The sequence below is a fragment of the Amycolatopsis sp. NPDC004772 genome (assembly GCF_053601215.1).
Map to the genome: position 1 here is coordinate 1 of NZ_JBSGBK010000093.1, position 14,735 is coordinate 14,735.

Below are 14,735 nucleotides of genomic sequence, written 5' to 3' on the forward strand. Positions count from 1 at the left end.
TCTGCCCCCACCGCATCGGCGCGGTCGCGCAAGCCGCCCTGGTACTCACCCAGTTCGAGCACCAGGGCCGCTACTGAGAAAACCCCAATGTGGCGTTGGGTGCGTCCAACGCACCGAACGCCACATTGGGTGCGTCCAACGCACCGAACGCCACATTGGGTGCGTCCGACGCACCGAACGCCACATTGGGGCGCTCTGGTCAGGCGTCCGCGTTCTTCCTGATCCGGTCCGCGAACTGCTGGGCCGTCGCCGCGCGCTTGACCTTGCCCGACGGCGTCTTCGGCAGGCTTCCCGCCGGGAGCACCACCACCGCGTACGGCCGCATGTCCACCGCGTCGCGGACCCGGGCCGACACCTGCTTCATCAGGTTCTTCTCGGCCTCGGCGTCGCCCGCCAGCTTCGACTCCACGACCACCGCGAACCGCTCGCGGCGGCTGCCCGCGTCCAGCCGGACCGCCACCGCGTTGCCCGCCCGCACGCCCTCGACCGACGTCGCCGCGCGCTCGATGTCCGTCGGGTACAGGTTGCGGCCGCCCATGATGATGACGTCCTTGCGGCGGCCGCAGATGACGATCTGGCCGTCCACCAGGTAGCCGAGGTCGCCGGTGTTCAGCCACCCGGCCTCGTCCTGCGTCGCGAGCGGGCCGTCCATGGTCAGGTAGCCCGGCGTCACGGCCTCGCCGCGCAGCCGGATCTCGCCGACCTCGCGCTCGCCCAGCCGCGCGCCCGACTCGTCGACGATCTCCGCCTCCAGCCCGTCGAGGGGCCGCCCGAGCAGCGCGAACGACCGGACGCTGTCGGTGCCGCGCCGCGGGTCGCCCTCCGGCACCGGCACCGCGCGGTTGTCCGCCTCCAGCGCGTCGGCTTCGACGACGTCCAGGGTGAGGCCGGTGAACAGCGGCGCGAACGACACCGCGAGCGTCGCCTCCGCCATGCCGTAGGCCGGGAAGACGCACTCGGCGGGCATCTTGAACCGGGCGCCGGCGTCCACAAAGGTCTGGACGGCGGTCTCGTCGATCGGCTCGGCGCCGTTCAGCGCGATGCGCAGCTTCGAGAGGTCGTAGGCGTCGTCCTCGTCGACACGCGCCATCCGGCGCCCGACGATGGCGTACGCGAAGTTCGGCGCGGCCGTCGTGGTGCCGTGGTACTTGGTGATCAGTTCCGGCCAGATCAACGGCCCCGAGAGGAACTCGACCGGCGTGATCTTGACCAGCTCGACGCCGAAGGTCATCGGCACGGTCAGGAAGCCGACCATGCCCATGTCGTGGAACGTCGGCAGCCACGACACCATCACGTCGACGTCGAAGTCGAACTCCGCGCGCTCGACCATGGCCTTGACGTTGGAGTACAGGTTCCCGTAGGTGATCCGGACGGCCTTGGGGTCGGCGGTCGAGCCGCTGGTGAGCTGCAGGAGCGCGGTGTCGCCCTCGTCGGTGGTGACGACGTCGGCGAGCGGCTCGGCCGCGGCGAGCTCGGTGATGAGCTGGAACCCGATGCCCTTCTCCTCCAGCACCGGCGCGAGCTGGTCGAAGGGCTCGCCCAGCAGCACCAGGTCGGAGCCGATCATCCCGAGCACCCGCACGGTGTCCTCGGCCCACTCGGCGAGGTCGGTGCGCGGGGTCGGCTGGTGCAGCATGGTGACGCTGCCGCCGGCCAGCCAGACGGCCTGCACGGTCGGCGCGATCAGCACCGGCGCGGCGGCCAGCACGGCGACCGCACCCCCGCGTTCGAACCCGCCGGCCACCAGGCCACCGGCGATCCGCCGCGCCTCGGCGTGCACCTCGGCCCAGGTCCGCCGGACCGGCTCCTTCGGCTCCCCGGTGACCATGCCGCGCTGCTGCCCCCGCTTCGTCGCGGTGGCGACGAGCGTGTCCACGAACCTGCTCATAGCGGGAACATTACTGTCTGGACGTCAACATCCGCCGAGCAACGCGGAAACGGGGCCTCGAAGCCGGCGGTCCACCTGGCGCTGCCCCCGCAGCCGGACGAAGACGAGCTCGGGGCCTGCTCGCCCCTGCCACTCGATCGGCCGCCCGAGCGGTTCGTCCGGCCCGGCGACTCTCATTCCAGCAGCTCGGACGTCTCCAGCCAGCGGCCCTCGACGTCCTCGATCTCGCCCTGGACGCCCTTCAGCTCGGCGTTCAGCTCCATCAGCTTCGCCGGGTCCGTCGCGGCCGCCAGCAAGGACGCGTGGAGCTTCTCCTCCTTCGCGTGCAGCTGGTCGAGCTTGCGCTCCAGGCGGCCGAGTTCCTTCTGGGCCGCGCGCAGGTCCGCCGCCGATTTCTTCGCCTCCACCTTCTCCACCGAAGGCGCCGGGCCGGAGACCGGACGAGCCGCTGCCCGGCGGTTCAGGTACTCCTCGATGCCGCCGGGCAGGTGGGTGATCCGGCCGTCGCCGAACAGGGCGACGATCGTGTCGCACACCCGCTCCACCAGGTAGCGGTCGTGGGACACCACCACCATCGTGCCCGGCCAGCCGTCGAGGAGGTCCTCCAGCTGCTGGAGCGTGTCGATGTCCAGGTCGTTCGTCGGCTCGTCGAGCAGCAGCACGTTCGGCTCGGCCATCAGCAGCCGGCACAGCTGCAGCCGGCGGCGCTCGCCACCCGACAGGTCCTCGACCGGGGTCCACTGGCGGGCGGCCGGGAAGCCGAGCTTTTCGCCCAGCTGCGACGCCGTCATCTCCTGCTTGCCGAACACCACCCGCCCGGCCACCTGCTCGATCGCCTGCAGCACGCGCAGGTCGCCGGGCAGGTCGTCGAGCTCCTGACGCAGGTGCGCGAGCGCGACCGTCTTGCCCTCGATCCGGCGCCCCGTCGAGCCCTCGACGTCACCGCCGAGCAGCTTCAGCAGCGACGTCTTGCCCGAGCCGTTGACGCCGACCAGGCCGATCCGGTCGCCTGGGCCGATCCGCCAGGTGACGTGGTCGAGCAGCGTCCGCTCGCCCACCGCGTACGTCGTGTCTTCCAGCTCCAGCACGGTTTTCCCGAGCCGCCGCTTCGCGAACGCCTGCAGCTCGACGGAATCGCGCGGCGGCGGGACGTCGGCGATCAGCGCTTCGGCCGCCTCGACGCGGTAGCGCGGCTTCGACGAGCGCGCCTGCGGGCCGCGGCGCAGCCACGCCAGCTCCTTACGGGCCAGGTTCTGCCGCTTCTCCTCGGCCGTCGCGGCCAGACGCGCCCGCTCGGCGCGCGCGAAGATCCAGTCGGCGTAGCCACCTTCGTACTGCTCGACGCGGCCGTTCGCGACCTCCCACGTCAGCGTCGCGACCGTGTCGAGGAACCACCGGTCGTGCGTGACGACCACGACGGCGACCTTCCGGGCCAGCAGGTGGTCGGCGAGCCAGCGGACACCTTCGACGTCCAGGTGGTTGGTCGGCTCGTCGAGCACGATCAGGTCGAGCTCGCCGGTCAGCGCGGCGGCCAGGGAGACCCGGCGCCGCTCGCCGCCGGACAGGTTCGCCGTCGGCGTGTCCAGACCGATCGCCGTGATGCCCAAGCCGTCCACAATGGACCGGACACGCGCGTCGGCGGCCCATTCGTGCTCGGCGCCGTAGCGCTCGAGCACGACGTCGCCGACCGTGCTGCCGTCCGGGAGTTCCGTGCGCTGGGTGACCACGGCCATCCGCAGATCGCGAACCTGGCTCACCCGCCCGGAATCCGGCTCGGCGAGTCCGGAAAGGACTTCCAGCAGCGTGGTCTTGCCGCCCCCGTTGAGGCCGACGACGCCGATGCGCTGCCCGGCCGCGATGCCGAGGGAAACGCCGTCCAGCAGCGGGCGAACCCCGTAGGACTTGCTCACCGCCTCCAGGTTGACCAGGTTGGCCACTGCTCAGCCGATCCTTTCCACGATGACGAACCGCGTCGCCACGACGAGGGTCGTGTCGTCCACGGCGAACTCCGGGTCTTCCATGACCGCGCGCATTTCCGCGCTCTGCCAGTAGTCCGTGTGGTCGGCACGCCACTCGGCGACGCTGGTGAAGCCCTCGCCCTCGTCGAGCGCGTGCTGCAAGTCCACTTCGGACAGAGGGAGGACGCGCACCTCGGTGGTCTCGAGCACCGCGACGCCGTTGCCCGCCGAGTCGATCATCAGCTCGCGCTCGCCGACGACAGGCAGTTCTTCGCCGTACTTCTCGTATTCGGCGACCAGGCCGGTGGTCGACGTCTTCTCCCCGCGCAGGATCGCCGCGACCAGCTTGTCGCGCAGCGGGCCGGGGAAGGCGAACTCGGCGTGCTTCATGCGTGCACCCGCGGCGGCGCCGGGCGTGGCGCGTCGTCCCCGCCGACCAACCGGGCGCCGGGGACGGGGCCGTGGGCCACGCGGACCGTGCGGCAGACGCCGGCGCCCGACAGCTCGGCCGCGACCTCCACCGCCGACTGCGCGTCTTCGCAGAGGAACGCGCACGTCGGGCCGGAACCGGACACCGTGCCCGCGAGCGCGCCCGCGTTCACGCCCGCCCGGAGCGTGCGGCGCAGGTCGGGCCGCAGTGAGACCGCCGCCGCCTGGAGGTCGTTGCCCAGCAGCAGGGCCAGCTGGCGTGGGTCGCCCGACGCCAGCGCCTCGACGACCGGTGTGTGCGAACCGATCCGGGGCGGGTTGCCCGCCGCGCGCAGGCGGTCGAGTTCGCCGAACACCTTCGGCGTCGACAGCCCTTCGGCGGCGAAAGCCAGCACCCAGTGGAACGTGTGCCGCGACAGCACCGGGACGAGCTGCTCGCCGCGACCGGTGCCCAGGGCGGTGCCGCCGTACAGCGCGAACGGGACGTCGCTGCCCAGGCCGGCGGCGAGCTCGGCCAGCTCGTCACGGGTGACGTCGAGTCCCCACAGCGAGGCGAGCCCGACCAGCGTCGCCGCCGCGTCGGCGCTGCCGCCCGCCATGCCGCCGGCGACCGGGATGCCCTTGCGCAGCACCACCCGGACCTTCGGCTCGCCGGTGCGCCCGACGTGCGCGGCGAGCGCCTCGACGGCCCGCCAGGCCAGGTTTTCGGGGCCGGTCGGGACCGAGCCCTCCCCCTCGCCGTAGACCTCGATGCCGGGCTCTTCGGTGACCGCGACGGTCACCTCGTCGGTCAGCGACAGCGCCTGGAACACGGTGACCAGCTCGTGGTAACCGTCTTCGCGCAGGTCGTCGACCGAAAGGTGCAGGTTGACCTTGGCCGGGACCCGGACGGTGACTGGGGGCGGAACTACGGCGAGCACCCGACCAGCCTACGTGCCCGCCCGAACGCCCCAATGTGGCGTTGGGTGCGTTGGACGCACCGAACGCCACATTGGGTGCGTCACATGCACCCAACGCCACATTGGGGCGCTTGGGGCGGGGGGTCAGGCGGCCGCGACACCCTGCGGGCCGCGCGCGGTGTGCGTCACGTGCCCGCCGCGCTCGGCGACCCAGGCCAGCGCCGCGTCGGCGCGCTCGCCGCGGACACCGAGGCGGAACCGGCCGACCGGCGTGTCACCGATGCGGGTCAGGCCGCCGCCGATGGTGGCGAACTCGACGTCGAAGCGGCCCGCGGCCTCGGGCAGCAGCGCGCCCACCGACGCGAAACCGACCAGCACGACGTCGGCCGAGCGGTCGTAGCGCGCCGCCTGCGAGCGGGTGGTCTCGATGGCCGGCAGCAGCGCCTGGGCGGTGCGGCTGGCCGGGTTCGAGATCAGGTCGAGCACCGTGCCGCGCTCGACGACCGTGCCGTCCTCCAGCACCGCGACGTCGTCGCAGACCCGGCGGACCACGCCCGCGTCCGGCGTCGTGACGACGATCGTGGTGCCCAGCTCGGAGCGCGCCCGGTCGAGGACGGCGAGCACCGCGCCGGCCTCCTCCGGGTCGACGCCGGCGGTCGGGTCGTCGGCGAGCAGCACGGCCGGGGCCGCCGCCAGCGCCTTCGCGACCGCGACGCGGCGGAGCTGCCCGGCGGACAGCTCACCGGGCCGCTGCGTGGCGCGCTGGGTCAGGCCGACGAGGTCGAGCAGCGAGCCGACCCGGCTGCGGCGCTGCGGGCCGTCGACGCCGAGCTGCTCGAGCGGGGAAGCGATGTTGCCGGCGATGGTGCGCTCGGCGATCAGCTCCGGTTTCGTGGAAACGACGCCGAGCTGACGGCGGATTTCGCGGAGGCGGCGGCCGTCGAGGGTGCCGGTGTTGAGGCCGTCGAGGCGGACGACACCGCGGTCCGGGCGCTCCTGCAGGGCGATGCACCGGGCGAGGACGGACTTGCCCGACCCGGCGGGACCGACCACGCCGAACAGCGAGCCGGCCTGGACGTCGACGCTCACGTCCCGCAGCGCGACGACGGAGTTTCCGTTGGTGGCAAAGGTTTTGGACAGGTTTTCGACGGTGATCACGAAGGCTCCAGAAAACGGGGTGCAGGCAGCGCGCAGCACCCGGCCGCAAGCGAGTTCCGTCCTGTTCGGACGGTGCGTGAAGAAGAGGTGGACCGGCTCGGACTAGCTCAGCGGGAGCGTCGACACGCGGTCACGGAGCGGCGGCCTTCGTCGACAACGCGACGCCTGGTCAGGAGCAGGGGGCGGGCTACCCTCTTCATCGAAAACGGCCTCCATCGGTCCTGGCGGTAGCACCTGCCCTGTGGAGGGTGGTTGCTGCGACTTCGGCGAGCCAGGTCTCTCAGTCGCTCGGGATGGACGTACTGAGTAAAACCGATCCCGAGGAGCGAAAGCAAGCCCGTTGGCCCAGATCACACGAGTGGAGGTGTCCGAATCGCGGGATCACGGGCTGGGCGGGCGTATTTTCACGCCTCCACTGTGGAGTCGCTAACGCGCGGCGGCGATGCGGGCGAAGTCGTGCACATCCAGCTGCTCGCCACGGGTCTTGGGGTCGATCCCGGCCGCCGTCAGGAGTTCGCCGGCGCGCTCGGCCGAGCCCGCCCAGCCCGCGAGCGCGGCCCGGAGCGTCTTCCTGCGTTGTGAGAATGCGGCGTCCACCAGGCCGAAGAGGACGTCCCGGTCGTCGGACGCCGTCGCGTCGGCCCGCTCGAAGGCGACGAGCGCGGAATCGACGTTCGGCACCGGCCAGAACACCGAGCGTGGCACGGCGGCGACCTTGCGTGCGGGGCCGTACCAGGCGAGCTTGACGCTGGGCACGCCGTAGATCCGGCTGCCGGGGCCGGCGGCCATCCGGTCGGCGACCTCGGTCTGCACCATGACGAGGCCGCTCCGGAGGGAGGGCACCTCAGCCAGCAGGTGCAGCACGACGGGCACGGCGACGTTGTAGGGCAGGTTCGCGACGAGAGCGGTCGGCTCGCCCAGTTCTTCGCGGGTGACGCGCAGGGCGTCCGCCCCGACGACGGTGAGGTTTCCGGCCGCTTCCGGGCCCCGCTCGGCCACCGTCTCGGGCAGCCGCTCGGCGAGCTTGGGATCGATCTCGACGGCGACCACCCGGGCGCCGGTGGCGAGCAGCCCGAGGGTCAGCGACCCGAGCCCGGGCCCGACCTCGAGGACGACGTCGCCCTCGCCGACGTTCGCCAGCTCGACGATCCGCCGGACGGTGTTGGGGTCGTGCACGAAGTTCTGCCCGAGCTTCTTGGTCGGCCGCACGTCGAGTTCGGCCGCCAGCGCACGGATTTCGGCCGGTCCCAGCAGTTCAACCACCGGACGAGCCTACTTGAACCCGGATCCGGCGTGATCAGCGGCGGATCCCGCGTGATCAGAGGCGCATCTCGCGTGATTGGAGGCGGATCTCGCGTGATTGAGCGCGGATCTCGCGTGATTGAGGGGCGACACGCGGAACGGCCCCCGTCCGGTGGACGGGGGCCGTTCCGAAGGGGGGCTCAGGCCTTCTTGCCGCAGACCGGCCAGGCGCTGTAGCCGCCGCGGGCGTCGCGGACCTTCTCCGCGACCGCGATCTGCTGCTCGCGCGAAGCCTGGTTCGGCAGGTTCGCGTACTGGTCGCCGCCGTAGGCGTCCCACGTGCGCTTGTCGAACTGGAGGCCGCCGTAGTAGCCGTTGCCGGTGTTGATGGCCCAGTTGCCGCCCGACTCGCACTGCGCGATGCGGTCCCACGCGGAGCCGTCGCCGATCGCCGGGGTCGGGGCTTCCTTGGTGCCGACGTGGACGATCTTCGGCTTCGGCTGGGTGATGACCTTCTCGGAGATGCTCTCCCGGCCGACCTCTTTGCCGTTCTTCTGCGTGACCTTGTAGGTCACTTCCTTCTGGCCCGGCGTGCCGGGGTCCTCGACCTGCGTCTTGCCCTTGGCGAGGTTCGGGTCGTCGACGCGCTGCTCGGGCGGGTCGATGCTCTCCTTCTGGACGACCGTCGAGACGCCGGTGCGGCTGATGTGCACCTCGGCGCCGTCGGTCAGCTTGACGTCCAGGCCGCCCTCGGCCTGGTCCTCCGGGCCCAGGGTGAGCTTGTACTCGCCCAGGAACTCCTTCGTCGTCACGGCCGTGGTCTTGACCTGCTTCGGCGCGTTCCCGCCGTCGTACAGGGTGATGTTCTTGAGCGTCTTGATCTCGACGGTCGCGCCCTGCAGCGGCAGCTCGCCGCTCTTCGGCATCGACATCCAGGTGCCGGCCTTGTCCATCTCGGTCATCCCGAGCTGGCTCAGCGCGTCGCCGAGGTGGGTCGCGCGGACCCAGGAGGTGCGCTCGGCGCCGTCGACGATCAGCTTCAGCTGGCGGCCGCGCTCGAGCTTGATGACGCCGCCGTCGCCGACCTCCGCCTGCGGGGAGGGCGAGAGCGAGTCGTGCTCGCCGACGGACAGGCCCGCGTCCTCGAGCACCTCGCCGACGGTGCCGCCGAAGGAGTGCACGGTCTGCTGGTGGCCGTCGACGTCGACGGTGATGCTCTTGTTCATCGCCAGCGCGGCCGCGCCGCCGCCGGCGACGGAGATCATGACGCTGAGGACGGCGCCCTTGAGGAACCGGCGCTTCCAGACCTTGGTCGTCTGGCGGAGGCCCTCGTCCAGAGCCGCACGGCGCGCTTCGGGGGAAGCGGTGCGGTCCTCCTCGAGGCCGTCCGGGATGACGATCGGCGGCAGGTACGTCGTCTCGGCGTTGATGAGGCGGATCAGTTCGTCGACGTCGACGTCGATCTCGGCCATCATCGCGTCGGCATCGGGGCCGAGCGCGGCGAGGATGTCCTGCTGCGTGATGTTCGGGTCGTCGGAGAAGTCGAGCTGGCCGTACGCGGTGTCCTCGAAATGACTGCGTTCGAGGACGGCGGAGCGCGCTCCAGCCTGTCTGCTACCTGTCACCGGGGATCGTTCCCTTTCACGAGACGACGGTCGGGGGCGCCGTCTCTACGACTGGGCGTGACGATCGGCAACTGCTGAGCGCAGGTCCGACCGGCACGATCACGGGACAGTAACGGGTCGCGGCGGGTTGCGCAAACACCCCCCGGAGTGTCGTGATCTGGGTCACTCCATCAGGTGGACGAGCCGGAAACCCTGTTGTCGCAATGCGTTCACCCCGGGGTGACGCTGGGGAGTCGGTAGACCCGCTCGGCGGTGGTCCGGACCGCTTCGGCGACTTCGTGGACAGCTTCGCCCCTGAGCGCCGCGAGGTGACGGACGGTGTAAGCGGCGCCGAACGGCTCGTTCGGCCGCCCACGGAACGGGTGGGGGGTCAGAAACGGCGCGTCGGTCTCGACGAGGTACTGCCCCGGCGGGCAGAGCCGGGCCGCCTCGTGGAGCCCCTTCGCGTTCTTGAACGTCACCGTGCCCGCGAAGGAAAGGACAAAGCCCGCGTCGACGCACTTGCGGGCCATTTCCGCGTCCCCCGAAAAACAATGGAAAATTACGGCATTCGGCGCACCCTCTTCGGCCAGGATGCGCAACACGTCGTCGTGGGCCTCGCGGTCGTGGATCATCAGCGGCTTGCCGAGCCGCTTCGCGAGGTCGATGTGCCAGCGGAACGCCTCCTGCTGGGCGTCGTGCGGCGAGTAGTCCCAGTAGTAGTCGAGGCCGGTCTCGCCGACGGCGACCACCCGCTCGTGCCCGGCCAGCCGCTCGACCTCGGCCTTCTCGGCCTCGCCGAACTCCTTGGTCCGGGTCGGGTGGATCGCGACGGCGGCCCAGACGCGACGGTCCCAGCCGGCGGCCTCGGCGGCCCAGCGGGCCGAGGCGAGGTCGTCCGCGACCGTGACGACGCGGGCGACGCCGGCGCGCTCGGCGCGGTCGACCATGGCCGTGACATCGGCCGCGGTGACCGCGCCGCACGCGTCGAGATGGGTGTGCGCGTCCACCACCGACACCGGGAGCCTGTCCGGGACAGGCGGCAGCTCGCGCTTCTCGTCACCCATGCATTACCTCTTACTCCTTGACGATCGGTGCCCACTCCGGGCCGGTCTCGCCGAGCGCCGGGTCGAGCTTGGTGAACAGCGGCGACGGCTTGGCCAGCGGCTTGCCGACCTCGATCGGCGCCGACTCCCACTTGGCCTGCTCGGCCGCGTAGTCGCCGGTGAGGATCGGGTTGACCCGGCCGTCGATGTCGAGGTCGTCGACCTCCTTGAGCTCCGGCTGGGCGGCCCAGACGCCGGTGCCGCCGAGGGCCTCGTGCACCTTCTGGGCCGAGTGCGGCAGGAACGGTGTCAGCAGCGTGTTGGCGTCCGAGACGACCTGCAGCGCGGTGTGCAGCACCGTGTCCCGCCGCGTGGGGTCGTCCTTGAGCTTCCACGGCTCCTGGTCGGAGATGTACTTGTTCGCCGCGGTGACGACCTTCATCGCCTCGGCCGCCGCCAGCTTGAACCGGGACCGGGCCAGGTGCGCGCCCGCGGTGTCGAACGCCTTGCGCGACAACGCCTTCAGCTCTTCGTCAGCCGCCGTCGGGGCCTCCGGGCGCGGGATGGCGCCGACGTTCTTGTGCGCCATCGAGATGGACCGGTTGACCAGGTTGCCCCACTCGTTGGCCAGCTCGAAGTTGGTCCGGCGGACGAACTCGTCCCAGGTGAAGTCGGTGTCCTGGGTCTCCGGGCCGGCGACCGAGATGAAGTACCGCAGCGTGTCCGGGCCGAAGTCGCGCAGGAAGTCCTCGACGTAGATCACGCGCCCGCGCGAGGTCGAGAACTTCGAGCCGCTCATGGTGAGGAACTCGCTGGAGACGATCTCGTCGGGCAGGTGCAGCTTGCCGTACTTGCCGGGCTCGCCGCCCTTGTCGCCCTCGCCGTTGTGGCCGAACAGCAGCGCCGGCCAGATCTGGGCGTGGAAGGTGATGTTGTCCTTGCCCATGAAGTAGTAGGACCGGGCGTCGGCGTTGTTCCACCACTCCTGCCACGCGTCCGGGTTGCCGGAGCGCCGCGCCCACTCGACACTGGCCGAGAAGTACCCGATCACCGCGTCGAACCAGACGTAGAACCGCTTCAGCGGCTGGTCGCGCCAGCCGTCGAGGGGGATCTTGACGCCCCAGTCGAGGTCGCGGGTGATCGGCCGCGGCCGCATGTCGTCGATCAGGTTCTTGGTGAAGTTGAGGACGTTCGGGCGCCAGTCGGTCTTGGTGCCCAGCCAGTCGCCGAGGGTCTTGGTGAACGCCGGCAGGTCGAGGAAGTAGTGCTCGGTCTCGACGAACTTCGGCGTCTCGCCGTTGATCCGCGACTTCGGGTTGATCAGCTCCGCGGCGTCGAGCTGGTTGCCGCAGTTGTCGCACTGGTCGCCGCGCGCGCCGTCGTACCCGCAGATCGGGCAGGTGCCCTCGACGTAGCGGTCGGGCAGCGTGCGGCCGGTGGACGGGCTGATCGCCCCGCGCGTGGTCTTGGGCACGACGTAGCCGTTGCGGTGCAGCGCGAGAAAGATCTGCTGCGTCACCTCGGCGTGGTTGCCGGTCGTGGTGCGGGTGAACAGGTCGTAGGAGAGGCCGAGGCCCTGCAGGTCGGTGCCGATCTGGCGGGTGTACTTGTCCGCCGTCTCCTGCGGGGTCGAGTTCTCCTTGTCCGCCTGGACGGTGATCGGGGTGCCGTGTTCGTCGGTCCCGGACACCATGAGCACCCGGTTGCCGGCCATTCGCTGGTAGCGGGAGAAGACGTCGGACGGGACGCCGAATCCGGACACGTGGCCGATGTGGCGGGGGCCGTTGGCATAGGGCCAGGCCACCGCGGTCAACACAGGGGTGCTCATACCTTATTAGCCTACGGAGGGCGTCACGCGCGTTTTCGGGAGGGAGGCCCCGGTTGTCGGCGACACACCACACCCTGAAGAAGACGACCGCCGAGGACCTGCTGGAGCCAGGTCGACGTCGAGCCGGGCGAAGCAGGCCCGGACCGGATCGCCCACCGGGTCACCGAGGACGGCGACCGGGAGTTCCACCTGCGGTGGGGCACAGAGTGCGCCTCACTAGTCAAGTTTGACTAAATTTTCGAGAGGGGATCTCATGATCACGGCACGCGGTCTCGAGCGGCGGTTCCGCCGCAAGGGCCGCACTGGGGGCGAAGTCCACGCGGTGAAGGGCGTCGACCTCGACGTCGAAGCGGGTGAGCTGGTCGGCTTCCTCGGGCCCAACGGCGCCGGGAAGACGACCACCCTGCGGATGCTGACCACGCTGCTGAAGCCGACCGCGGGCACCGCGACCGTCGGCGGCCGCGACCTGCTCGAAGACCCGCTGGGCGTGCGCAAGCGCATCGGCTACGTCGCCCAGGGCGGCGGCAGCGCACCCGAAAGCAAGGTCGCCGACGAACTGGAGCTGCAGGGCCGGCTCTACCGGATGACCAAGGCCGACGCGATCGCGCGCGGCGCCGAACTCGCCGAACAGCTCGACCTGACCGGGCTGGACCAGCGGCTGACCAAGACGCTCTCGGGCGGGCAGCGGCGGCGGCTCGACATCGCGCTCGGCCTGATCCACTCGCCCGGCCTGGTGTTCCTCGACGAGCCGTCGACCGGCCTCGACCCGCAGAGCCGCGCCAACCTGTGGGACCACATCCGCCGGCTGCGCGCCGAACAAGGGGTAACGGTCTTCCTGACCACCCACTACCTCGACGAAGCGGACGCGCTGTCGGACCGGCTGATCGTGATCGACGACGGCCAGATCGTCGCCGAGGGGACGCCGGACGCGCTCAAGGCGCGGGTCAACGGCGACCGCGTCGAGGTGGGCGTGGCCCCGGAGCAGGCCGCGGACGCCGCGGAGATCGCCGGGCGGCTCGCGGGCGCCCAGGAGCTGTCGGTCGACGGCGGGGAGATCCGGTTCCGGGTGCCGCGCGGCGACGTCGCGCTGCCGGAGCTGCTGCGGGCGCTGGACGCGAAGAGCATCGCGATGCTGTCGGTGGAGGTCCACCGGCCGACGCTCGACGACGTCTTCCTGACGCTGACCGGGCGTTCGCTGCGGGAAGCGGAGGAGGCCGGCCGTGCTGCGTGACACCTGGCTGATCTTCCGCCGCGACATGACCGCGGCCCTGCGCAACCCGACCTGGGTGCTGATCGGGATCATGCAGCCGCTGCTGTACCTGTTCCTGTTCGGGCCGCTGATGGTGCAGGCCATGCAGGGCCAGGGCCTGACCGAAGTGCAGGGCTGGATGCTGCTGACGCCGGCGCTGATCGCCCAGCTGGCGCTGTTCGGCAGCTCGTTCGTCGGCTTCGGGCTGCTGGCCGATTACCGCTCCGGCGTCGTCGAGCGGTTCCGGGTGACGCCGGTCAGCCGGGTCGCGCTGCTGCTGGGCAAGGTGCTGGCCAACGCGCTGCAGGCGGTGGTGCAGGCCGTGCTGATCATCGTGCTGGCCGCGCTGGTCTTCCCGCTCGACGCCCCGGTGGCGGGTGTGCTGCTGTGCCTGGTGATCGTGTTCCTGATGGCGGTGTCGCTGGCGTCGTGCTCCTACGCGCTGGCGTTGACGCTGAAGAGCGAGGAGACGTTCCCGGCGCTGCTCAACGCGGTGCTCATCCCGCTGTTGCTGCTCTCCGGGATCCTGCTGCCGATCACCGCCGGGAAGGCGCCGGACTGGCTCTACACGGTCTCGCGGCTCAACCCGTTCCGGCACGTGGTCGACGTCGAGCGGAACAGCTTCGGCGGCGACTTCACGATGGACGCCCTGTTCACGGGCAGTGTCGTGGTGCTGGTGATGGCGGTGTTGTCCCTGTGGTGGGGCACCCGGACGTTCCAGAAGGAAAACGCCTGATCAACCGCGCGTTTGTCACTGCGGGTCCGTCTCCGGCGACGTATGGTGTGCTCTCCACCGACGTGCCGGGGGCGGACCGTGACAGAGCCGGAGAGTGAGCTCGGCATTTCGCTGTCGCACCGCGAGCGGGTGGCCGACTGGCAGGCGGTCCGTGCCGCGCAGACCCGGTTCGTGTCGGTGACGATCAGCGAGAACGTCAACTGGAGCAACCCCGCCGCGGAGCGCAACCTGGCCGGCGCGCAGGAAGCCGGGCTGCACGCGGGCGGGCGGCACTACGCGCGGCCGGGCGCGGTGCACGACCAAGCGGACTTCTTCGTGCGGACGGCGAGCCGGCTCGGCGCGTTCGCCCCCGGCTCGCTGGCGCCGGCCCTGGAGGTGGCGGCGCCGAGCGTCGACGACCGGTTCGTCAAGGCGTGGATCAAGCACGTCCGGCACGCGGCGCGCATCGAGCGGGTGCTGGTCTACGCCGACCACGACTGCTGGGCGCACCGGCTGCACCCCGACCGCTGGGCCGACAGCGAGGTCGTGCTGTGGCTGATCCGGCACAACGGCATCCCCGGCCGGCCGGGCTGGTTCCACTCGCGGCTCGGCGTGCACCAGCACGCCTACGCCCCGGACGTCCCCGGCATCGCGGCGCCGGTGGAGCAGAACGCCGTCGTGTACCCGTTCACATTGGGCGACCTGCTGCTCTGACGTGT

General features: G+C 71.0%; 12 protein-coding genes and 1 riboswitch. Of the genes, 3 read left to right on the top strand and 9 right to left on the bottom strand.

Annotated features, from left to right (window positions below):
• Positions 1 to 199 precede the first annotated feature (199 nt).
• From ACWEF6_RS36035 to metG, 9 genes are all read right to left on the bottom strand, one after another.
• Complete coding sequence (locus tag ACWEF6_RS36035; RefSeq protein ID WP_449687036.1) at positions 200 to 1,888, bottom strand: fatty acyl-AMP ligase; 1,689 nt, start codon at positions 1,886 to 1,888, stop codon at positions 200 to 202.
• A gap of 173 nt (positions 1,889 to 2,061) precedes the next feature.
• Entirely contained in the window at positions 2,062 to 3,825 is a 1,764-nt protein-coding gene (locus tag ACWEF6_RS36040) for an ABC-F family ATP-binding cassette domain-containing protein (protein ID WP_449687037.1), read from the bottom strand.
• A 3-nt stretch (positions 3,826 to 3,828) separates the two neighbouring features.
• Entirely contained in the window at positions 3,829 to 4,236 is a 408-nt protein-coding gene (locus ACWEF6_RS36045) for an ASCH domain-containing protein (protein WP_449687038.1), read from the bottom strand.
• Positions 4,233 to 5,195 carry a 4-(cytidine 5'-diphospho)-2-C-methyl-D-erythritol kinase gene (locus ACWEF6_RS36050; protein ID WP_449687039.1) on the bottom strand — a complete coding sequence of 321 codons (963 nt, stop codon included), beginning with the start codon at positions 5,193 to 5,195 and terminating at the stop codon, positions 4,233 to 4,235. The genes ACWEF6_RS36045 and ACWEF6_RS36050 overlap by 4 nt, the downstream gene beginning before the upstream one ends.
• 123 nt (positions 5,196 to 5,318) lie before the next feature.
• Entirely contained in the window at positions 5,319 to 6,332 is a 1,014-nt protein-coding gene (locus tag ACWEF6_RS36055; RefSeq protein WP_449687040.1) for a methionine ABC transporter ATP-binding protein, read from the bottom strand.
• 209 nt (positions 6,333 to 6,541) lie between these two features.
• A riboswitch (SAM riboswitch) is annotated at positions 6,542 to 6,632 on the bottom strand.
• A gap of 126 nt (positions 6,633 to 6,758) precedes the next feature.
• The gene (gene rsmA / locus ACWEF6_RS36060; RefSeq protein ID WP_449687041.1) at positions 6,759 to 7,595 is read right to left on the bottom strand and encodes a 16S rRNA (adenine(1518)-N(6)/adenine(1519)-N(6))-dimethyltransferase RsmA; all 837 of its coding nucleotides are present in this window, start codon (positions 7,593 to 7,595) and stop codon (positions 6,759 to 6,761) included.
• 179 nt (positions 7,596 to 7,774) lie between these two features.
• Positions 7,775 to 9,199, bottom strand: a complete 1,425-nt coding sequence (locus ACWEF6_RS36065) for a transglycosylase family protein (protein ID WP_449687042.1) — start codon at positions 9,197 to 9,199, stop codon at positions 7,775 to 7,777.
• Between the two features lie 209 nt (positions 9,200 to 9,408).
• Complete coding sequence (locus tag ACWEF6_RS36070; RefSeq protein ID WP_449687043.1) at positions 9,409 to 10,245, bottom strand: TatD family hydrolase; 837 nt, start codon at positions 10,243 to 10,245, stop codon at positions 9,409 to 9,411.
• A gap of 10 nt (positions 10,246 to 10,255) precedes the next feature.
• Entirely contained in the window at positions 10,256 to 12,052 is a 1,797-nt protein-coding gene (gene metG / locus ACWEF6_RS36075) for a methionine--tRNA ligase (RefSeq protein WP_449687044.1), read from the bottom strand.
• A gap of 253 nt (positions 12,053 to 12,305) precedes the next feature.
• Between metG and ACWEF6_RS36080 the strand changes: the two genes are divergently transcribed.
• The 3 genes from ACWEF6_RS36080 (at position 12,306) to ACWEF6_RS36090 (ending at position 14,730) form a co-directional block, all read left to right on the top strand.
• Complete coding sequence (locus ACWEF6_RS36080) at positions 12,306 to 13,283, top strand: ATP-binding cassette domain-containing protein (protein ID WP_449687045.1); 978 nt, start codon at positions 12,306 to 12,308, stop codon at positions 13,281 to 13,283.
• Positions 13,273 to 14,037 carry an ABC transporter permease gene (locus ACWEF6_RS36085; protein ID WP_449687046.1) on the top strand — a complete coding sequence of 255 codons (765 nt, stop codon included), beginning with the start codon at positions 13,273 to 13,275 and terminating at the stop codon, positions 14,035 to 14,037. Before ACWEF6_RS36080 ends, ACWEF6_RS36085 begins: the two co-directional genes overlap by 11 nt.
• 78 nt (positions 14,038 to 14,115) lie before the next feature.
• Positions 14,116 to 14,730, top strand: a complete 615-nt coding sequence (locus ACWEF6_RS36090) for a glycoside hydrolase family 25 protein (protein ID WP_310973908.1) — start codon at positions 14,116 to 14,118, stop codon at positions 14,728 to 14,730.
• Positions 14,731 to 14,735: the final 5 nt, after the last annotated feature.